Origin of the sequence: Coleofasciculus sp. E1-EBD-02 (assembly GCF_040218245.1) — a bacterium.
Lineage (GTDB): Bacteria > Cyanobacteriota > Cyanobacteriia > Cyanobacteriales > Coleofasciculaceae > Coleofasciculus.
In genome coordinates this window covers 14,282-35,286 of sequence record NZ_JAVJQN010000099.1, presented here as the reverse complement: position 1 = coordinate 35,286, position 21,005 = coordinate 14,282, and the positions used below count along the sequence as shown (strand labels likewise).

General features: G+C 46.1%; 22 protein-coding genes and 1 pseudogene. 19 read left to right on the top strand and 4 right to left on the bottom strand.

What is annotated here, in order from left to right; all coding sequences use genetic code 11:
• The first annotated feature begins 37 nt into the window (after window positions 1-37).
• The 6 genes from RIC07_RS16265 to RIC07_RS16240 all read left to right on the top strand — a co-directional run bounded on the left by RIC07_RS16265 (window position 38) and on the right by RIC07_RS16240 (window position 6,886).
• A complete protein-coding gene (locus tag RIC07_RS16265) occupies window positions 38-511 on the top strand; it encodes an SMI1/KNR4 family protein (RefSeq protein WP_446395446.1) in 474 nt (157 codons plus the stop codon).
• A 32-nt stretch (window positions 512-543) separates the two neighbouring features.
• Entirely contained in the window at window positions 544-789 is a 246-nt protein-coding gene (locus tag RIC07_RS16260) for a hypothetical protein (protein WP_446395445.1), read from the top strand.
• A gap of 85 nt (window positions 790-874) precedes the next feature.
• Window positions 875-1,342 carry a YbjN domain-containing protein gene (locus RIC07_RS16255; protein ID WP_446395444.1) on the top strand — a complete coding sequence of 156 codons (468 nt, stop codon included), beginning with the start codon at window positions 875-877 and terminating at the stop codon, window positions 1,340-1,342.
• Between the two features lie 351 nt (window positions 1,343-1,693).
• Window positions 1,694-1,954, top strand: a complete 261-nt coding sequence (locus RIC07_RS16250) for a hypothetical protein (protein WP_446339680.1) — start codon at window positions 1,694-1,696, stop codon at window positions 1,952-1,954.
• The gene (locus RIC07_RS16245; protein ID WP_446339679.1) at window positions 1,947-2,366 is read left to right on the top strand and encodes a hypothetical protein; all 420 of its coding nucleotides are present in this window, start codon (window positions 1,947-1,949) and stop codon (window positions 2,364-2,366) included. Before RIC07_RS16250 ends, RIC07_RS16245 begins: the two co-directional genes overlap by 8 nt.
• 578 nt (window positions 2,367-2,944) lie before the next feature.
• Entirely contained in the window at window positions 2,945-6,886 is a 3,942-nt protein-coding gene (locus RIC07_RS16240; protein ID WP_446395443.1) for a CHAT domain-containing protein, read from the top strand.
• A gap of 208 nt (window positions 6,887-7,094) precedes the next feature.
• Here the strand turns inward: RIC07_RS16240 and RIC07_RS16235 are convergent, their stop codons facing one another.
• Complete coding sequence (locus RIC07_RS16235) at window positions 7,095-7,616, bottom strand: hypothetical protein (protein ID WP_446395442.1); 522 nt, start codon at window positions 7,614-7,616, stop codon at window positions 7,095-7,097.
• Window positions 7,617-7,905: 289 nt separating this feature from the next.
• Between RIC07_RS16235 and RIC07_RS16230 the strand changes: the two genes are divergently transcribed.
• From RIC07_RS16230 to RIC07_RS16205, 6 genes are all read left to right on the top strand, one after another.
• On the top strand, window positions 7,906-8,370 hold the full coding sequence (locus tag RIC07_RS16230) for a hypothetical protein (protein ID WP_446395441.1): 465 nt from the start codon (window positions 7,906-7,908) through the stop codon (window positions 8,368-8,370).
• 243 nt (window positions 8,371-8,613) lie between these two features.
• Window positions 8,614-9,624 (top strand): hypothetical protein, encoded by a 1,011-nt coding sequence (locus tag RIC07_RS16225; protein WP_446395440.1) that lies wholly within the window; start codon window positions 8,614-8,616, stop codon window positions 9,622-9,624.
• Between the two features lie 64 nt (window positions 9,625-9,688).
• Window positions 9,689-9,919 (top strand): hypothetical protein, encoded by a 231-nt coding sequence (locus tag RIC07_RS16220; protein ID WP_446395439.1) that lies wholly within the window; start codon window positions 9,689-9,691, stop codon window positions 9,917-9,919.
• Between the two features lie 177 nt (window positions 9,920-10,096).
• Window positions 10,097-11,689: a polyamine aminopropyltransferase gene (locus RIC07_RS16215; protein ID WP_446395438.1), complete on the top strand. Its 1,593-nt coding sequence runs from the start codon at window positions 10,097-10,099 to the stop codon at window positions 11,687-11,689.
• A 239-nt stretch (window positions 11,690-11,928) separates the two neighbouring features.
• On the top strand, window positions 11,929-12,519 hold the full coding sequence (locus RIC07_RS16210) for a DUF4178 domain-containing protein (RefSeq protein ID WP_446395437.1): 591 nt from the start codon (window positions 11,929-11,931) through the stop codon (window positions 12,517-12,519).
• A 148-nt stretch (window positions 12,520-12,667) separates the two neighbouring features.
• Complete coding sequence (locus tag RIC07_RS16205) at window positions 12,668-12,871, top strand: DUF2949 domain-containing protein (protein WP_446395436.1); 204 nt, start codon at window positions 12,668-12,670, stop codon at window positions 12,869-12,871.
• Window positions 12,872-13,045: 174 nt separating this feature from the next.
• Here the strand turns inward: RIC07_RS16205 and RIC07_RS16200 are convergent, their stop codons facing one another.
• From RIC07_RS16200 to RIC07_RS16190, 3 genes are read right to left on the bottom strand one after another with little or no spacing between them, the layout of a single operon-like run.
• Window positions 13,046-13,249, bottom strand: coding sequence for a hypothetical protein (locus tag RIC07_RS16200; protein ID WP_446395435.1), 204 nt, complete (start codon window positions 13,247-13,249; stop codon window positions 13,046-13,048).
• Between the two features lie 2 nt (window positions 13,250-13,251).
• Window positions 13,252-13,938, bottom strand: a complete 687-nt coding sequence (locus RIC07_RS16195; RefSeq protein ID WP_446395434.1) for a Uma2 family endonuclease — start codon at window positions 13,936-13,938, stop codon at window positions 13,252-13,254.
• Window positions 13,939-13,974: 36 nt separating this feature from the next.
• Window positions 13,975-14,445 carry a hypothetical protein gene (locus tag RIC07_RS16190; protein WP_446383426.1) on the bottom strand — a complete coding sequence of 157 codons (471 nt, stop codon included), beginning with the start codon at window positions 14,443-14,445 and terminating at the stop codon, window positions 13,975-13,977.
• A 120-nt stretch (window positions 14,446-14,565) separates the two neighbouring features.
• Here RIC07_RS16190 and RIC07_RS16185 point away from each other — a divergent pair, with 120 nt between their 5' ends.
• The 7 genes and pseudogenes from RIC07_RS16185 to RIC07_RS16155 all read left to right on the top strand — a co-directional run bounded on the left by RIC07_RS16185 (window position 14,566) and on the right by RIC07_RS16155 (window position 20,991).
• Entirely contained in the window at window positions 14,566-14,778 is a 213-nt protein-coding gene (locus RIC07_RS16185) for a helix-turn-helix domain-containing protein (RefSeq protein WP_446340786.1), read from the top strand.
• 397 nt (window positions 14,779-15,175) lie between these two features.
• Window positions 15,176-16,201 (top strand): serine/threonine protein kinase, encoded by a 1,026-nt coding sequence (locus tag RIC07_RS16180; RefSeq protein ID WP_446395433.1) that lies wholly within the window; start codon window positions 15,176-15,178, stop codon window positions 16,199-16,201.
• A gap of 28 nt (window positions 16,202-16,229) precedes the next feature.
• Window positions 16,230-17,567, top strand: a complete 1,338-nt coding sequence (locus RIC07_RS16175; protein ID WP_446395432.1) for a serine/threonine protein kinase — start codon at window positions 16,230-16,232, stop codon at window positions 17,565-17,567.
• A gap of 57 nt (window positions 17,568-17,624) precedes the next feature.
• A pseudogene (locus tag RIC07_RS16170) lies at window positions 17,625-17,717 on the top strand (Uma2 family endonuclease); the annotation flags it as partial.
• A 113-nt stretch (window positions 17,718-17,830) separates the two neighbouring features.
• On the top strand, window positions 17,831-18,523 hold the full coding sequence (locus tag RIC07_RS16165; RefSeq protein ID WP_446395431.1) for a Uma2 family endonuclease: 693 nt from the start codon (window positions 17,831-17,833) through the stop codon (window positions 18,521-18,523).
• 543 nt (window positions 18,524-19,066) lie between these two features.
• Window positions 19,067-19,537 carry a dual specificity protein phosphatase family protein gene (locus RIC07_RS16160; RefSeq protein WP_446395430.1) on the top strand — a complete coding sequence of 157 codons (471 nt, stop codon included), beginning with the start codon at window positions 19,067-19,069 and terminating at the stop codon, window positions 19,535-19,537.
• Window positions 19,538-19,899: 362 nt separating this feature from the next.
• Complete coding sequence (locus tag RIC07_RS16155) at window positions 19,900-20,991, top strand: DUF362 domain-containing protein (RefSeq protein WP_446395429.1); 1,092 nt, start codon at window positions 19,900-19,902, stop codon at window positions 20,989-20,991.
• The last annotated feature ends 14 nt before the right edge of the window (window positions 20,992-21,005 follow it).

Genomic DNA, 21,005 nt, shown 5'->3' with positions numbered 1-21,005 from the left:
TTAAGTTAAACGACTAAATTTATGGAGAAATTGTTTAATGAATAATGATAACGTATTAGTGAATTTGTTAATGCCTTACGAAAATCAAGGATGGACTCCTGCTAGACCGACTTCTGAAGAAGCAATAGTGGCAGTAGAAAATAAACTTCAGCTTAACTTTCCAGATCTTTATAGAAAATTGCTACTCTATTCAGATGGCGGAGAACTCGAAATTGGTGAAGCGTTTATCAATCTTTTTGATTCTGACTACTTACGTGAGTTAAATCCACATCCAGTGTGGTCAACGGGTTTGCCTGGAATGGTTTTCTTTGGTGATGATCAAGGTGATTATTTATATTATTTTGATCCTAAAAACCGCTTAGGACACGGAAATTGGGCTGTATATGGCGTTAGCATGGGATCGTGCAGTGTAGAACGTTCTATGTACTTAGCTCAAGATATTACTCATTTATTTAGAAGAATTCTTAATGGAGAAGATGTCTTAAGTGATTCTTATCTCAAGGATGAATGATCAAAATCAAATGATTTATTATTATAATAAGCATGGAAAATAAAACCGACCAAAACCCAACCCCCACTCCCTCTAAAACCTTACAACAAGAATATCAAGAAGCCTTGTTAAAATCTGGTATTCAAGCTGCTAAACTACTCAATGAGTTAATTGAGCTAAAATTAATGCCAGATCCTCGCGCTAAAGAAATGGTTGATGTGGCTTTGGAGGTGATAAAAATAATTCATTCAGCCCCGGAAGAAATTGTTAACTTCAAAGAAAACCATGAGCAGCCTTAAGGATTACTTGTAAACTAAGTAAATTGGCAATCCATCAACCCTTGTATTAATCCTTTGGCGATACGATAACAGGAAAACTCCCAATGTGACACCTGAAGACATTCCCTCAACACAACCCATTTTTGCCGCCATCGTCAATTTCTTCACAGAAGACAATTGGCACTATGTCCACCTAGAAAAACAATCAGCCTTACGCCTAGCGTTTAAGGGCAAAAATGACCAATACAACTGTTATGCCCAAGCGATAGAAGCACAGCAGCAGTTTATCTTCTACTGCTTATGCCCGACTAAAATTCCCAAATCTAAGCGCCGAGCTGTAGGAGAGTTTCTATCGAGAGCCAACTATGGCATGATTATCGGCAATTTTGAGTTGAATTTCGATGATGGCGAGATTCGTTACAAGACTAGCACGAATGTCAAAAATCACTCTCTTGATTCAGACACCATCAAACAGTTGGTTTACACCAATGTGAAAATGATGGATGAATACCTCCCTGGTATCATCGCTGTCAAGAGTGGAGTGTCGCCAGCCGATGCGATTTCTGACGTTTGAAGGGGAAATTCCAACCTCATAAGAATGGCATTGAATTAAGCTGTTCGGCATTTAAACCATAATGTCAAGAATGGCAAAATCTTTGTAGTGCGAGCATCTTGCTCGCTACCCATTCCCAATTTAAATGCGTGACAGCTTAAGACAAATGGCACTTTAGAGTTTGTAGTAAGTGCTGTCTTCACTTCTGGCACGCTTCGTGCCTACTACGAACCCAGCTTAAGTCAGCGACATTCAGCTTAAGATTGGTGGGCAATGCCCACCCTACGGTATATCAAACTAAGATATGTCAATATCGCTCTTTGGTTACTTTCAACTAGACTAGAACTGTATTGAACCTCTCAGATAAGCAATATGTCTCTTAGCGAACTTTTACCCACTGTTAGTCAACTCTCTCATCAAGATAAACTTCGACTTATCCACTTTCTGCTTCTTGCCGTTGCTAAAGAGGAAGGATGCAGCCTAGAACCTGTAGGCAATAGTGATTCAGCTAATGCACTTTTGAATCAATTGGCATCAACAGAAGCCGTTGTCTGGTCTCCTCAAGCAGATCAGGCAAGTGTTCAAGCCTTGTCGGATCTTTTGGTGGCGGCACGGAGAGAAACTAATGCTTAATGGTCAACGATTCCCGTTCATTGAGCGCATAAATAGCCTTGGACTTTCGAGTGTCATGCCATATTTGCCTATCACTCTTGTCAATGGAAGCTGCACTGTCGAGGTAATGGCACTTGTAGATACGGGTGCAAGTGTCAATGTTCTACCTTACGAAATTGGTGTACAGTTAGGGGCAGTCTGGGAAGAGCAAACTGTTCCGATTCAGTTAAGTGGAAATTTAGCTGATCACGAAGCACGAGGCTTGGTGGTCTCGGGTATCGTTGTGCCGTTTTCGCCTGTCTTATTGGCATTTGCTTGGACTCAATCAAGAGATGCGCCTGTAATCCTGGGACATACAAACTTTTTGGCGGAATTTAATGTGTGTTTTTATCGCCATGAGTTAGCTTTTGAGGTTTGTCCAATAGACAAATGAACACAACAGATGTTCACGCTTTAGGGCGCAAGCCTTGCGCCCCTACAGTTTCTGGGTGTAATACAAAATCCGGGAAACGCCATCCCCTTTCCCTTGCAAATTGCAAAAACTCTGTAGAGATTTGTCTATCTACTCCTCAACATTTCCCCCTCATCCCCTAACCCCTTCTCCCAACCCCCCTCGTTCCCCCCTACAAGAGGGGGGAGGACAGAGGATGCTTCGCTTTTGTTGCACGGGAGAAGGGGGATCGGATGCTCTTGCTCCCCTCTTGCTCCCCTCTTGCTCCCCTCTCCCAAGCTTGGGAGAGGGGCTGGGGGTGAGGGCTGGTGTGGGACAGAGGATGCTTCGCTTTTATTGCACGGGAGATGGCAAAGGACGAAGCTTTTTTTTCACGGAAGGGGGAGAATTCAAAGCCTCTCTCCTTGCAGGAGAGAGGTTTTCAAAGTAAGACCACCAAGGGGTTAGACTGTTGGGCCCTTGCGAAGTCGAAACCCAACCTACGGTGAAAAGGCGCAATCTATTTACAGCCACGAAGTATTTATGGTTAAATACTCTTAGATATGCATCTGCTATACCCCATGAATATTTTCACTCAAGGACAGGGGCGGCTGTTGGCAGGATTAGCATTAACCGTTACGTTTGCTGCTGTAAAACCTGCTTACTCCCAACCCATTACCCCCGCCGCCGATGGTACAGAAACCACCGTTACTTCTGAGGGAAACCGCTACGATATCCAAGGGGGTACAGTTTCCGGAGATGGGGTGAATCTGTTTCATAGTTTTGAGCAGTTTGGACTCGATACAAACCAAATTGCTAACTTTTTGTCCAATCCAGAGATTCAGAATATTTTAGGGCGGGTGGTGAATGGTGAACCGTCGCTGATTAATGGGTTGATTCAGGTAACAGGGGGACAATCAAATCTATTTTTAATGAATCCGGCGGGGATTATTTTTGGTGAAAATGCTCGGCTGAATGTTACGGGTGATTTTACCGCAACCACAGCGACGGGGATTGGTTTTGAGGGGGGATGGTTTGAGGCGTTTGGTAGCAATAGTTACAGCACTTTAGTCGGGAATCCGAATGGATTTAAGTTTGAGACGTTGCAGCCCGGAGCGATTATTAATGCGGGTGATTTAGAGGTATCCGAGGGACAGAATCTTTCGCTAATTGGTGGTGGGGTGCTGAGTACAGGGAGTTTGACAGCACCAGAGGGTAATATTTCGGTAACGACAGTACCGGGAACGAGTCGGGTACGGTTGACTCAGGAGGGACAACTGCTGAGTTTGGAGGTTGAATTACCGACGGATAATCAGGGGAATTTGTTGGCGATTGAACCGTTAATGTTAGCTGAATTGTTGACGAATGGCGGTGTGGTTGAAGCGACGGGAATCACGGCGGTGGATGTGGAAGCAGAAGCTGGAGATATTGTAGTTAATCAGGTAACAGCATACACAGCAACGTTATCGGCTGAAGGGGATATAACCTTAGTTCCGGTTGGGGAAGGTGTTGCACCCTCTTTGGTAACAACCGGGGATTTAAATCTATTGGCGAAGGATACGGTATTGGTAAGGGATAACCAAACCAGTCCTTTTTTAGCCCAAGCCGGAGGAAATCTTTATATTCAGGGGAATAATGGAATTGATATTCTGGCGCTGAATCATCCAGACACCCCGTTTGTGAGTGGGGGAAATCTGAGTCTAGTCAGTGATGGAATTATTTCTGGCGATGCTCACTTTGCTAGTGGGGGTGGCTTTTCAATACTTAATTTAGCTGGAGAACCTGGAACGTTTAGAAGTATCAATGACCCAATTATTAGTGCTAATGGAGATGTGGAATTCGGGGATTACACCGGAGCTTCTCTCAAGATAGAAGCAACAGGAAGTATCATAGGTTTAGCCGCAACTGACACAGGTACAGGGAGTGGCGGAAATATTACCTTTAAAGCAGGTGGAGATATTATCGCCGAAGCAGGTATCTTTGCAGGTGTAAGCTTTGGCGAAGGGTTTGGGGGGGATATTACAATTACCAGCAGTAATGGAAGTATTGATACTAGCGCCGGAACCCTTAACTCATCCTCGGAAAATGGCACAAGTGGCGCGATAGTTCTTGACGCGGCTGACGAGATTAACGCCAGTGAAATTGATTCGAGTTCCACTAATGGGAGTGGTGGCAAAATTGACCTCTCGGCTGGAAATCAGATCACAATTAGTGACGCGATACGATTCGGTTCGACTGACAAGGGTGGCGATAGTCTAACTCTGAATACTTCGGGAGAAATTACCCTCCCCGAAACCCTTTCTATCGGCGGTGCGGATATTGTCGCGGGAAATATTAATCCTCTGAGTAATTTGGTTTTCTCCTCAGATGAGAGTATCAACACCGAGGGAGGAAGTCTTTCTCTTACCTTCGCAGAGGGTTTCAGCTTAAATAACGCTATCTCCACTAGAGGCGGTGATTTGAGCGTGACCGGCGCTAAAGCGCAACTACGAGCGGGCGCGATCGCACTCCAATCTCCCATAGATACCGATGGCGGTACGATTACTATAACCGGAAATACCATCGACGCGATCGCAGCCACTCTAGATTCCTCTTCCACCATTGGCGCAGGCGGTAATATTTCCCTGATGGCGGAGAATAACCTATTGACGGGAACCCTCGACGCTGCAAGTACCACGAGTAGTGGCGGTAATATTAGCCTGGAAAGTCAAACAGGTGCAGTGGAAAGCGGCGACTTAATCGCGACGGGAGAAACAGGGGGTGGAGACGTTACCGTTACAGCACGCGATCGCATCATTACCCAAGAAATTGATACCAGTTCAATATCAGGAAATGGCGGAACTGTCAAGTTAGACCCCGAAAATGGGATTCAAGTTACCCTAATTAACGCCCAAGGGGGTACAGAGGGAATAGGCGGAACCGTTGACATTACCACAGAACAATTCTTCCAAGCTACTGGCACATTTACCGACCAAAATAACATCATTGCCAGCATTTCTACGGCGGGTGGTGCGGGTGAAGGAACGATTACTATTCGCCACGATGGTGGAGCCAGAGGAATTTCTTTTGATGTCGGTGATGCTACGATAAACGGTACGGCGGGAGCCTTAACAACCAGCGCTAATAACTCAATCTTACCCTTCCAATCCTTTCCGGGTCCCTATACCCAAGGCACTATTTCAATTATTACCGCTCTCGACTTTCTGCAACAATTCCAAGACTTATTACCCCAAGCTGATCCTCCTTCATCCCTAACCGTCACACTGAATAGTCGTGGTTTTCCCTTAGAAGAATTATTTACCCGTGAATTTGAGGAATATCTAGGATTTTTTAATCCGTCCATTAACACACTAGGGCAAATTCGGATAACCTTGAGCAATATTGAATCCGCCACAGGTCAAAAACCCGCCCTGATTTATACCGTCTTTTACCCCACCCGACTCACTCCAGACTCCGGTTCTTTAACTAATCCCATTCCCCAAGATAATGACCAACTGCAATTAGTTGTCGTCACACCAACCGGGGAACCTATTTTTATGCCCATTCCCGGTGCAACTCGCGCTAATGTTCTAGCACAAGCCCAGAAATTACGCCGTGCGATTACTAATCCAATTACCCGTAATACCGATAGTTATTTATCCCCAGCCCAACAACTGTATCAATGGATAATTGCCCCAATTGAAGACCAATTACAAACCCAAGGCATCCAAAATCTCAGCTTTATCATGGATGGAGGATTGCGTTCCATTCCCTTATTAGCTCTCCACGATGGCGAACAATTCCTGATTGAAAAATACAGTGCGGGTTTAATGCCCAGTATCAGCTTAACCGATACTCGCTATCGCGATATTAACGACTTCGAGGTTTTGGCAATGGGAGCCTCCGAATTTACCGACGCCAACCCCTTAAAAGCTGTCCCGGTTGAATTAGCCGCGATTACTCAAGAAATATGGCAAGGAGAATCTTTTCTTAACCAAGAGTTTACCCTGGAGAACCTAAAAACCCAACGTCAACTACAACCCTTTGGGATTGTCCACTTAGCCACTCATGGTGAATTTAAATCGGGACGCCCGGAAAACTCTTATATTCAGCTATGGGATACTAAACTACGCCTTGATCAACTGCGTGAGTTAAAGTTGTATGAACCCACAGTAGAATTATTAGTTCTGAGTGCTTGTCGCACCGCCGTGGGGGATGAGGAAGCTGAATTAGGCTTTGCCGGGTTAGCGGTACAGGCTGGGGTAAAATCGGCGCTGGGAAGTCTCTGGTATGTCAGTGATGAAGCGACATTGGGATTAATGACTGAATTTTACCGTCAGTTAGAGACAGCACCGATTAAATCAGAAGCGCTGCGACAGGCGCAACTGGCGATGATTCGGGGAGAAGTGCGGTTAGAAGAGGGGAAATTATTGGGGAGTGGGGAGAGTATTACGTTACCCCCAGAGTTAGCAGAAATAGGGGATAAAGACTTATCTCATCCCTATTTTTGGTCAGCGTTTACGATGATTGGTAGTCCTTGGTGAGCGAATTGGGCAAATCTAACCCCCCAGGAGCAATCCATCCGTGTCAACTTAAGCCAAAACCCCCTCACCCCCAGCCCCTCTCCCACCAAGGGAGAGGGGAGCAAGAAAGCAAGAGGAGGCGATTGAATCGTTTATCTTCCCGACACCCTATCCCCTACACCCCACACCCTACCTATCCTTCAAGTCCCTTGTCATCCCTTCAGGGATGTCACACTCCCCACCAGATAAGTCCACCCACTAATGCAGCAATAACAACCAGAGCCACCCAGATAAATTGATTATCTTTGGTATTAACCGTACTCAGATCGATCGCCTCCGGTTCAATTGACTTTTTCCAACTGGGATTGCTTCTTGTCACCCCACTACCCCGGCGATCTCTAGGATCACTTTCAGAAATAGCACCTAAATCGGGAATCTTGGTCATCCATTCTTCAGGTCGCTTGAGTTGGGGGGCTTGGAGGATGTAAAGTAAGCCTGTGGACTGTTTGCGAATCTCCAAGTCAGGATGCTTCGTCAATTGCTGACCGAGGGCGATCGCTTCCGTTTGTTGTCCGGCGGCTTCATAGGCTGTAACTAGCCACATTTGCGCCTCTCCCCCGACGCGAGAATTGCGGTTGATCAGGGCGCAGGCTTTTTCGAGATGCTTCACCGCAGCGCGATAGTCACCCCGCTCAAAGGTAGCTTTTCCGGCTTGGTATTCGACGCGGAACTGTTCTTTGTCATTGGTCATTGGTCATTGGTCAAAAACTTGACATCATTATCGAGACACTAAGTTAGTGCCATTGGGTGAAGTTGGAGCTGACTTTAGGCTTGTATCTTGAAAGTACACGAAAATCCGCCGGAATTAAAGCGCTAAGGAACTAAGGGGTCAGCCTGATATTCCCTTCAAGGGTGGGACTGACAACCGTATTCATTTAAATAGGTACACTGATAAGAGGAAAGGATCGCCGGATAAGGGATCAAATTTTGCGCTTCACTAAATCGCTGACTTGCTACGTAACATATTTTGAGGTGAAACGATGCTGAAATTTTCTCTCCTGCAACGCCATTGGCTGAACATCATGCTCACGCCTTTAACTGTGGGAGTGGTTTGGATGATAGTGGGGGATAGCGCTGTAGACGCTAGACCAATTCAATCATCGCGCTGTTCTTCGGTAATTTATGGTAGCCCCATCCCAGCACCGGTGCCAGTTAATCCGGTCACAGGGCGACCTTGTGCCTTCTCCTCTGGGGGTTCATCCTATCGCAATTATCGCGATCGCGACGATTATCGATATAAAGAGCCGATTCGGGGAACCATTCGTGATTCTACACTAATTAACCCCACGATTATCGATTCCACTATTTCCGATTCTGTCCTGGTTGATCCTGTGATTATTGATACACCCCGGTCTACCAGACGCCGAGTTCGGTCAGGTAGAGTCCGCATCCGAGGCTCAAATGTGATTAATCGCTCTTCGGGAATCCGGATTCGGGTTCGGTAATCAGTCCTAACGATAAAATTGTACTAAGTAGTCGGATTTTCATTAACGTTAACGGTTGAGATCAGGAAACTCACGAGCAGGGAACAGGAACAAGGAATTGAGGTTTTTTACAATTCTTAACTCAGCCCAACACACTTTATATCCAGGTACTTACTAGCTAATTTCTCGGATTAAACAGAAGCAGCAATGGACTGAGACGATGTGTTTCAGTTACCGAAAAGATTGAATTTGAACTTCAAGCCAATGCCAGTTACTACCAAAACTCAGCAAACGAGTCGTTTTATCGATCCCTGGTCTTACATCGCTTTGGGAGCAGCAGGATTAGTGCTACTGGCATTAATGGGGTCTCAGTTCTTCTATAAAAGGCTGACATCAGAAACAGTATCCGTTGAACCAGAGGAATCGGTGCAACTGGAATCGACTCAACTCGAACCTCAACTTATTGGTGCGTTGCGGATTGATGTGAGAGCATTACTGCCAAGCAATACCTGGGTGATCTACGAAATTCAAATTCTTGACCAAAATGGAGACGTGATCGCCTCTGCGATGAAGGAAGCCTGGAGTGAGTCGGGGACGTGGTACGAGGATGGAGAGTCAGGAAGTTGGTCGGAATCGGATTTGCAGGGAGGACTCGACGTTCAGGCAAAGAAAAATGAGCAAATAACCGTGGCAATTGCCATGTTGGAGTATGGTAACACCTCTGGACAAGAACTCCAACAACCCGTGGAATTTAAGGTGACGGTGGAAAATGGGGTTGTTGATACCCGCTATTTGTGGTCAGGTTTAATCGGTTCGACAATTTTGGGGATTATCGCCATTCTTGCCACACCCGTCTCAGGGAAAACCGCGATCGCGAAAACAATTCAAGATAGCGATCCCAGTGGACGCGCTACGGTGGGAGGGGCTGATCAACTCGTGCGGGTCAAGATCAATGTTAAAGCTGACGAAACCTCACCCCGACAGCTAAACGCCCGTCTGGTGATTAATGATTCCTATGGGGAGCAAGTCTATGCCAATACTTTACCTATGCATTTCATCTTGGGAACAGAAGATACCAAGAGGCATCAACTCCAATGTTTTTTCATCTTAGATCCTCGCAGTTCCTACGGGTTTCATGTGGATGTGATACCAGATGCACCCGTGGATCAGACCAAACTGACGGTGCGCGATCGCAACCGCACTCTGGTTCCCGTGGAGGTTGTCCACATTAGCCCATCTCCTTTATCGGATTATCCCCAAGATAAACACCCCTAATCAAGCACTCGTTCATTGTCTGAGTAGAGAACTCAAAACTCTGTTCATCCTAGGAGTTTAACCCATGTTAACTAAAATTTTTGCCGGGGCTGCGCTTATAATTGCCCTCTTGACAATTACAGCCGGATATACCCAGCGTTCTGCCCTTGTCCTACGAGCCGATAAACAGGACAACTATTGGCCCCGACATGGAACAGGATTATCGGGTCAATATCGGGGAGGAACCTGGATTCTTTTACCCAATCGGTCGTCTTATGGCGGATTTCGTGGCGGCGGTCCGAGTGCAGGAAAATAGGGATTCGTCATTTGTCATTCGTCATTTGTCATTTGTCATTTGTCATTCGTCATTCGTCATTCGTCATTCGTCATTTGTCATTCGTCATTCGTTTATTGGGAAATCTCTCCCCCATCTCCCTCATCTCCCCCATCTCCTGATAACTGATAACTGATAACTGCTCATAACTAAAAATTCATGGCACATCAGGGAGTCTCAACAGACAACTCCAATGTTGAACCCGTCACTCAACCCCCGGTTTCATCATTAAATCGGCTGCAACGTCGGCTACTTTTGGCGGCGGCGGCGGTTTCCTCTAGCTGTGGGCTGGCGGTTGAACTGTTGCTAGGAACCCTGGCTAGCTATTTAGTGGGCAATCAAGCGCTGTCTTTTGGAGTAGCTATCGGCGGCTTTTTGGCAGCCATGGGAATTGGCTCTTACTTAAGTCAATTTATCGCGCCAAAGTCCCCTCCTTGGCTCCAACAACGCCAACTTCTGGTGGCATTTCTTCAAGTTGAACTGCTAATGGCTCCCCTGACGGCATTATTACCCTTAGGACTATTTGCCCTATTTGTCGTCAATGGTTTCCTCTGGTTGGGATTATTCCTGGTCACTATATTACTGGGCATTTTAGCGGGTTTAGAAGTTCCCCTACTGACGCGAGTGCTGGAATTGGAGGAGGGCGTGCGGGAGGCGCTGGCTGGGGTTTTGGCGCTGGATTATGTCGGGGCGTTGTTGGGTTCGTTGCTGTTTCCCGTATTGCTATTACCGTTAATTGGCTTATTTCCCGCCGCTTTTGTGCTGGGCGCATTACCCGCCTTTATGGTGTTTGCTATTGGACAGCAGTTTCCTCGGCTGCGCCGTTGGGGATATCTGGGCTTAAGTTTAGGCGTTATTCTGACATTATCCGCACCCGCCGCAATTCCCATCAGTAATCGGCTGGAAAATACCTTGTATCAAGCTCCTGTGATTACCCGGATTCAATCCCCCTATCAACGGATTGTCTTGACGCGCCGGGGACAAGATTTGCGATTGTTCTTGGATGGGGATTTGCAACTATCTACCCTGGATGAATACCGCTACCATGAAGCCTTGGTACATCCGGCGATGAGTGCCAGTCAGAACAGGCGTCATGTGCTAGTCATGGGTGCAGGAGATGGGATGGCGGTGCGGGAAGTGCTGAAGTGGCAAGACGTGGAACAAGTGGTGCTGATTGAGTTAGATGCCGAAGTAGTCAAGTTAGCCCAGTCTCATCCTCAGTTGGTGCGGTTAAATGGGGGAGCATTAACTGATTCGCGTGTTCAGGTGATTAACGCCGATGCTTTTGTTACAGCACCCGCCTTAAATGACACCTTTGATGTAATTATCGCCGATTTTCCTGACCCTGACCGAGAAGTGCTTGCCAAGCTGTATGCAGAAGGGTTTTACCAGCGTTTGTTACCGCGACTGGCAGAGAATGGCGTTTTTGTCACCCAAGCCTCGAGTCCTTTTTTTGCCCCAGATGTTCTAAGCTGTATTGTGGCAACCCTATCGGATGTGGGATTATCAACTCATCCTTATGTGGCGAACGTTCCCAGCTTCGGACCTTGGGGTTTTGTCTTGGCGTCGCGGCAATCGATTCAAGCAGATAGGCTGACCTTATCGGTGTCAACGCGCTATCTGACTGAGCCGATTTTGCATCATTTATTTGAGTTGCCTGGGGATGTCCAATTAGGCAATGTGGAGGTAAATCGCCTCTCTCATCCCGTGATTGTGCGGTATCAATCTGACCCTCGTTGGACAGCCTATTAATCATTAGTCAATTGTAGGGGCGGGTTCAGCCACAATTGTAGGGGCGGGTTTAGGAACTACAGTCAGCTATTGGTGAAATAACTGTTCCACAAAACCCGCCCTAGCTAACCGATAACGGTTCAACAAAACCTGCCCTTTGTCGTGTAGGGGCGGGTTTAGGAACTACAGTCAGCTATTGATGAAATAACTGTTCAACAAAACCCGCCCTTCTCCATAAGTAGTCAGTCATAAGTTAGCTAATGGTATTTGTTTGGATTGGAATTATTGTAATTATTGCTACGGCTGTTGTTTTGCTAGTCCTTCAGCAACGGGGACAGTTATCAGGACTAGGTGAACGTGGGCGTTTACCCCTAGAAGAACGTACCGTTTTTACTCTGGAAGTTGGTGATATTGTCCAGTACATGGGGACAGATTGGGTAGTGGAGGGAAAACTGACTTACAATGTTGGCGACTATGCTTGGTACGAGTATTTACTGCAAGATGGAGAGCGTATTTGTTGGCTTTCTGTAGATGAAGATGACCGAGTAGAAGTGGCATTGTTAGAGCCAACGCAGCAGTTAGAGATGAGTGGAGAACCGCCTAAGCAGCTAACCTTTGACGGTAACATCTATCGCTGTGTAGAATCTGGTGTGGCGGACATGACGCGCACAGGAACAACGTTGCACCGCACAGCAGAACGTTGTCGCTATTTTGATTATGAAGGAGCCAATAATCAGGTTCTCTCGATTGAGGAATGGGATGGTGATATTGAAGTCACTGTGGGAGAGCGTATTAATCCGAGAATGCTGACACTTCTGCCGGGAACGGGTGAACGGTTGTATGGAAGTTAAGGCAATGGTACTGACTTAAGGTTAGTGAGTAATGCCCATACTACGGTACTATCATGCGGCACTAGAATAACTCTAATGGGTGAGGTTTTTTGATCCCCGTTAAGTGTACCTTACTACTAACCATCTCCAGTATCCCATACCCAGAACCATGAAATCCGCAGCACTTGACAAGTTTATTCACTTTTTACGAGAGGATTTGGCGATTCCATCGTCAGCTATTTCTTTAGCCTTACGCCATCAGGAAGAGAGTCCTAATTTATTACCAATGACGTTGTGGCAATATGGACTCATTTCATTAGAGCAATTAGACCGAATTTTTGATTGGTTGGAAACAGCACAGCTTCCTCTGTAAGTCCTCTTGAGATTTTAACCTGTCTTGGTACTACTATGTTAAGTATTGATTGGTGCGTTACGCTTTGCTAACGCACCCTACAGTTTGGCTGTAAATAGTCTTGGTACGGCTATGTTAAGGATTGATTGGTGCGTTACGCTTTGCTAACGCACCCTACAGTTTGGCTGTAAATAGTTATAACTGGGGATTGGGTTTTTTTAACGGCTTTGGCAATGGCACGTCTGGAGAATGCTGCGCTTGATCAAGCTTATAGCCTTCACCTTGAAGTTGTTGCACGAATTGGGTTGACTCAAAGTCGTCCGGTTGTGTTGACGTTGACGACTGTTTTTGTGCTTGGCTTTGGCGTCGAAGTTGTTTTAGTTTCGCTTTTCGTCCCATGATTACTCCCTCGATAAGGACTTAACAAACATCTGATGTTCTGTTGTGGCTATGCCTTGTTGGACAATCTCCAATACCTTGGCTAAATCTCCAGCGAGTAAGGCAGATTGTTTTAACCACAAGCCAGGAAAGATTTCACTACAAATAATACCATTTTCATTGGGTTCTAGCTGGATATAGTCACCCTCTTGTAACCTAAACCAATCGAATTGCTGATCGTACACTCGCCACACTAAATACTCTTGTACCTGATTACGGCGGTAAACATTAAGTTTGTCATGTAAATCGATGGAGGCGGTACTGGCGGCAATTTCTACAATCAATTCTGGCGCACCTTCGACATAATCGTCATCGCTGATGTAGGATTGTCCTCCTCTCTCAATTCTTAATAACGCATCGGGTTGGGGTTCGTTATCAGTATCCAGGCGTACCGTTGTATTGTCTGCTAATCCGACTCCGGGAGTTGCTGCCCAGTAATTACCCAACCATGTCATGCTTCGAGCATGGGGTTCTCCATGTTTTCTGAGGCGTAACGGTGATGCCATATAAACGATTCCTTCGATTAATTCCGCTTTTTTTACCTGGGGCATAGCATGGTAGCGGCGCTCAAATTCAATGCGGGTGAGTTTATCGCCATTTTCCAGGGGGGGAAGGGTTAAGGTTGACGCGATCGCACGTTGATCTATCATAGTTTTGTTCTCCTTAAGTTGAGCCAGATTCAGCCGTCAAAAGTGACGCCACCAATATTGTTCTAGCTGGTAGACTTGGCGCAGGTGTTGCAAGGCGGCTGTTGATAGCAACCCTTTGACAATGCCAACGAATTGTCCCCACGCTAGCAACTGCGATTCACTCGTTGCTCGGTTGAACTGATATCTATAGAATGTTGTCCAAAATTCTGGGGCAATTGGAGATTTCCAGCGCTTGCGCCAACGCACCATATCTTGAGGGGTGGGAGGTTCGGCTTCCAGGATGGGTGGAAAGTCTGCGTAGCTGACGAATCGGCTCAACCCTTTACCGTGAACATAAACAATATTTTGCCAGCATTCGATGCGATAAATCTCGTCGGGAGAGCGGTTAAACAGCAAGGAAACTGTCTCTACAGTGACAAATCGTGCCAGGGGGTGACGGGTGGAGGATTTGTAATTTAGTTTTGATGCTTCAAAGGTGGGCGTTTTTGTGGTATGTGTTGATAACATAGAAGATACTTCCCATTTAATGGGGCATTGGTGCGATCGCTCTTAAGTTTGCGAGACAGAAAGAGCGATCGCTTTTTCAGGTTCTCTCATTAAACGATGCAACTGCATCATTTGTCAAGGATGGGGTTAGTTAGGCTAAAGATTCGAGAACTTGCACAAGAGAAGGGATGGACGTTGAAGGAAGTGTCCGACCGTTCTGGTGTAATTTACAGTACGGTGAGAAGTTATGCCCGTCGTCCTGGAATGTCAATGGTCGATTATACTGCCCTCTATAAGTTAGCTCGCACGTTTGATGTGATGATTGAGGATTTGGTTGAGATTTTAGAGGAGTAGAATCAAGCAAATCGTAATCATTTCTAATATCACTGAATAGCTGACTGAAATCTTGCACTGAACCTTTAATCGTTCTCGACACCTTTATGTTTTCGGGTTTCAGTGGTGTTTTAGATTGTGAGCAAGATGCTCACACGACAAGAGGGGGGAGGACAGAGGATGCTTCGCTTTTGTTGCACGGGAGAAGGGGAACCGGATTCTCTTGCTCCCCTCTTGCTCCCCTCTTGCTCCCCTCTCCCAATTCCCCCCTTTCAAAGGGGGGTTAGGGGGGATGGAGAGGGGCTGGGGGTGAGGGCTGGCGTGGGTGAGGGATTGAGCTTAAGTTGCACGTCGGTGCGCCCCTACAGTCTCCGATATACTGTGTCAAAATTAACCTAAGTTTTGAGAATGGCACACCATGGTTTGGGCGACAGGGGATGCGCTTTATAACGGTAAGTACATCTTAGAGAGACAACTGGGACAAGGGCGTTTGGGGATTACCTATCTGGTAAAGGATGGAGACGATTGTCGCTGGGTAATCAAAACCTTAAATGATGCACTCCTCAATTCCCTCACCCCACAAGAACAAAATCGACTAGAAACTAAGTTTTGTCAGGAAGCGGTAAAACTCAGAGGTTGTAATCATCCTCATATTGTCAAAGTCCGAGAACTTTTTAAACAGGGGAAACGGTGGTGCATTGTCATGGATTATGTGGATGGGGTGAGTTTAGCCTACCGCGCCCAGAAAATGCTCCCAGAAGCCGAAGCCCTCAATTATATTCAGCAAATTGGTGAGGCGCTGATTGAGGTGCATCGGGATGGTTTGATTCATCGGGATGTGAAACCGGGCAATATTATTGTCCATGTTCGTGATGGAAAAGCGGAAGCTGTTTTAATTGATTTTGATTTAGCGCTGGAGTTTGACTGCGAGGTAACTTCAGTACGGACAAAAGAAGCCTCAGACGGGTTTGCGCCAATGGAACTGTATTCCCGACTGGCTGAGAAACCGGGAGAATATACAGATGTTTATTCCTTAGCGGCGACATTGTATGAACTGTTAACCGGACACAAACCTGTGAGTGCGATTAAGCGTAAGCTAGACCGTGAGCAGTTAGAACCACCAAAAAAGTATAACGATCAGATTAGCGATCGCACAAATCGGCTGATTCTCCAGGGTATGGGGTTAGAACCGAAGCAGCGCCCCCAGTCGATGCGAGAATGGTTAGATTCTCTGGGGTTGATCAGTGAAGCCTCTCCCCCTGCACCCACACCACCGCCTGCGAAGAGAGGATTAACCTTAGAGCAAAAACTTGCGATCGCGGGGTTGATTGTAACGATGCTAGGTGTAATTGTGGCATTCTTTGGACCCTTGTCAGACTGGATGGATCGATTAAAGCCTCAGTCACCCACGTCTCCTACTCCATCATCGACGATTTCGCCATAGACAATTCTAGAATTATTTCAAAATAGCTATGGTTTGGGCAACAGGGCAACAATTACAAGGCGGTAAATATGTGATTCAAGAAGTTCTGGGACAAGGTGGTTTCGGAATCACTTATAAGGCGCGGCACGTATCCCTCAATCATTATGTTGTCATTAAAACGCCTAATGAGTATCTTCAATACGAGCCAGATTATCACAAGTATGTGGCTCGATTTATAGAAGAAGCACAGATATTAGCCCGACTATCCAGAGATCCGCATCCCTCTATTGTCGGAGTGCATGACTTGTTTCAAGAAGGGATAATTTCCTGCTTGGTGATGAATTTTGTCGAGGGGGAAAATTTGTTTGAGTTAGTCAGGCGCAGGGGAGCGATACCTGAAGCGGAAGCGGTGAGATATATTCGCCAAATTGGGGAAGCTTTAACTGTAGTGCATCAAGCCGGATTGACTCATCGAGATGCTCATCCAGGAAATATTATATTACGGCAAAATGGCAAAGCGGTTTTAATTGATTTTGGTATTGCTAAGGAATTGGTTCCCTCGACATACACTTCAACAGGAGCAGTTGGTAATGAGGGATTTGCGCCTTATGAGCAGGTACACCGGGGAAGTCGGGAGCCAAATGTCGATGTTTATTGTTTAGCGGCAACGCTGTATTATACACTGACAGGTCAACGTCCTACTAAGGGTTTGGATCGCAAGCTTTATAAGGAACCCTTGATTGAACCTCGGCGAATTGTTCCAGGGATTAGTAAGCAGGTGAATCGGGCAATTCTCAAAGGGATGGAATTAGAACCAAAAAAGCGTCCCCAGTCAATGCCGGCTTGGTTGAAGTTGCTGGAAATTCCAACAGTTTTAACTCCGCCTCCAGTTCACGAGCAAGAGTTTTTTCATCCTTCAGCTAATCAGACTTCTAGGCAACCTTTTAGAACAGCAAACACTCGAAAAGCCAAAACTATTCCGTGGGTTAGGCTGACGGTAATAGCAGGATACTACCTAGTGATAGGCTTTTTCTTGGTTATGGTTGAGGCTGAGGTTGAGCCTGAACCTTGGATTATGGCTATGGCTGGGGCTGCGGCTGCGGCTGTGGCTGTGACTGTGGCTGGGGCTGTGGCGGTTGGGGGTGTGGCTGGGGCTGCGGCTTGGGCTGTGGCTTGGGTTGGGGCTGTGGGTGTGGGTGTGGCGGTTGGGGGTGTGGATGTGGGTTTGGCTGGGGCTGTGACTATGACTGTGACTATGGCTGGGGCTGGGGATTGGGCTAGGGAGAAGTTACGAGAATCCTTCAGCAAGTTTCACACCTTTCTAATTTTACTAGGAACATCTTGGTTAGGACTTGGATTAGGATCGCTTCTAGGTTCAATATTCTAGTGAGAAACTCAGCTATTAAGACTAAGATACAGTTAGAGCTGTTATCCCCAGGTTCCGATGACTTCCACAGCTAACCCACCAACCTTTACCAAAACCCTACCTGACCATACTCAATTACCCGAATCTGATGGCACATTTGGGAACAACTTTCTCATCCCCAGCTAATAAGGGTCGGTTTTTTAAGATTGGGGTGAAGGTAAGACAAAATATAATGGAAAAATAACCATCAAAGAAACAGTAGTACAGTTGATTTAACAGCAACTATGACAACACAACTGGTATACCAAACCGATCACGAAATCATTTATCCCGATAGTGACGGAAAACCGATGGCAGATAATACAATTCAATTCCGCTGGATTACCGTCATTTATTATAACTTGGCTTGGCTATTTGCCTCAGATAATACTGTTTTTGTGGCGGGAGACTTACTTTGGTATCCAGAGGAAGGGAATAACAAATTACGCCAAGCTCCAGATGTGATGGTCGTGTTTGGCGTACCGAAAGGATATAGAGGATCTTATCAGCAGTGGCAAGAAAATGATATTGCGCCCCAGGTTGTGTTTGAAATTCTTTCTCCAGGAAACAGGCGAAAGGAAATGAACCGGAAGTTGTTATTTTACGATCGCTATGGAGTCGAAGAATACTATCTCTACGATCCCCATAAAAACCGCTTAATGGGATGGAGTCGCTCAGAATCGTGGCTCGATGTCATTGAGCAGATGAATGGTTGGGTTTCCCCTCGGTTGGGAATTCGCTTTGAACTCACTGAAGAAACATTAGTGATTTACCGCCCTGACGGTCAACTGTTTGCTGATTATCTAGAGGTACAGCGACAGTTACAAGCTGCTCAAAACCGGGCGATTGTTGCAGAAGAACAACTCGAACAGGAACGTAAAAAAGCAGAGCGATTAGCCGAACAATTGCGAGCCGCAGGTATTGAACCCGATTTGTGATCTGATTTTTCGTACCATTAGATTGAGAATTTACGTAAATTTGCGGCAACGGCGCTACCTGTCAGGGCACGACAATGTCCATCCGTGTTCATTTAAGGTGAGAACTAATGCTGGCAAGTATTTCACCCTCATCCCCTAACCCCTTCTCTCACCCCCCTCGTTCCCCCCTACAAGAGGGGGGAGGACAGAGGATGCTTCGCGTTTTTTGCACGGGGGAGGACAGAGGATGCTTCGCTTTTGTTGCACAGGAGAAGGGGAACCGGAACGATTAATGATAAAAGATGTAGCTGGCTATATTTGAAATATACAGCCTCGTTGTAAGTTCGTGAGTTATAGTATTTTTCCCTAATCAATTAGTATCACTATGTAGGTATAATTCATTTACCTGCAATCTGCTGTAACACCTTTCTTGCTCCCCTCTCCCCTGAGTGGGAGAGGGGCTGGGGGTGAGGGGTTTATGACTTAAATTGATGCCAATGGGCAATGTTGTACATCTACAATAGGTAGATTAAAATAGACCTATCGTTTAAATTAAAAGAAAAAATGTATTGTATTAGACCGTGGTTATACATAGGCAACTATAGAGAAAGTCTAGATTATGACTTGCTCCAGCATCACCAAATTGGTGCAATGTTACACCTAGCTGAAGAGGTACAACAGCCTAACATTATATCCCATTATATTCCCATTGAAGATGGTCAACCGCTGGCTTTTGAACAGCTAAAAGCAGGTGTTGAGTTTGTTCGCCAGGAAAAAGCCAAGAGTAAAACTGTGCTAATTGTCTGTGGTGCAGGAATCAGTCGTTCCAGTTTATTTGCTGTAGCTACCTTAAAAGAAGAAGAAAATCTGAGTTTGCTGGCTGCATTTCGGCAAGTCCAGATTAAACACCCACAGGCAAATCCACATCCAAACCTGTGGAAATCATTATGCGAGTATTACAATGAAACTATTTCGTACAAGACCATTTTGAAACTGATCCTGCAAGCCAAATCTGGTAAGCTATCACGCATTTAAATTGGGTATAGGATCGCACCAATTGCCTTGGATTAAAACCCAAGACTAAAAGCGAAAGTCGTCTAAAGACGACTGTAAAATATCATGTACGGTTGAATAATTACATTGTGGCGAAGGCAAAGCAGAGGGTAAAAAATCGATGAAATAAGTAAAGTATAAAAATGGCAAAATAGACGATACTAATAATAGTTTAGGTAGACCTGATACACAAGTTTCAGTCCACTTTAGTGGACTTAAGCTGTTAGCCAAGAACTTGAGTTCTTGGCGAATGTGCGGACTGATTTAAAATGGTACAAGATATCAACAGGTTTTAGCTCTGAGCCAATTTAATTCAGAACTGTTGTTTTTAAACTTAAGCCACCATGCAACCCAATCACTCCACTCGCAAATACAAACGACGCCGTGTTCTGCGTTTAGCCGCACTCGCTGCGGGAACCTCAATTCTACCTTCAGCTTGCAAAACCGGGAATTCCACCTCGTCAACACCTGATGCAGCCGTTGATGCAACCGTTCCCACCACCACACCCGCCCCCATCGCTCAGTCTCCATCCGGTAATGTGAGTAAAGTGGTTCTGGTGCGTACTGATGACCGAGTAGCAGGAACTCAGAAAGCACTGGATTTGTTACAACCTGAAGGACTTTCCGATCGCACTATATTCCTTAAGCCCAACTATAACACCGGAGATCCCGCCCCAGCCGCAACAGATAAGCAACTCCTAGAGGCGCTGGTGCAAGAGTTACAGACTGCTGGAAGCCAAGGAATTACGATAGGCGATCGCTCTGGGATGGCAGATACTCGTCAAGCTATGGAACAAAAACAGGTGTTTCAATTGGCAGATCGCTATGGCTTGGAAACGATTGTTTTTGATGAGATGGATGCCGATCAATGGCAGTATATTGCCGCCGAGGGAACCCACTGGCAAAAAGGCTTTGCCTTTGCTCGTCCGATTTTAGATGCTGGGGCGATTATTAATACCTGTTGCTTGAAAACTCATCGTTTTGGCGGTCATTTTACCCTGTCGCTGAAGAATTCCGTGGGAATGGTTGCCAAATATGTGCCGGGGGATTCGTTTAATTATATGCAGGATTTACATTCTTCCCCTCACCAACGAGTCATGATTGCTGAAATTAACCAAGCCTACAAACCCGCGCTGATTCTATTAGATGGGGTAGACGCTTTTGTCAATGGTGGACCCGCCTCTGGGAAGAAGGTAAAAGCTGAGGTAATGCTAGCGGGAACCGATCGCGTGGCGGTTGATGCTGTCGCCATTGCCATCTTGCGATCGCTTGGCACAACTGACGCCGTTTCTAGTGGTTCAATTTGGCAGTTAGAGCAAATTCAACGAGCCGTAGAACTAGGATTAGGTGCTAGCAGTGCTGAACAAATCGAATTGGTAACAGCGGATAGCGCTAGCCAAACCCTGGCAGATCAAATCCGTCAACTCTTAATATAACTGAAGAACAGAAA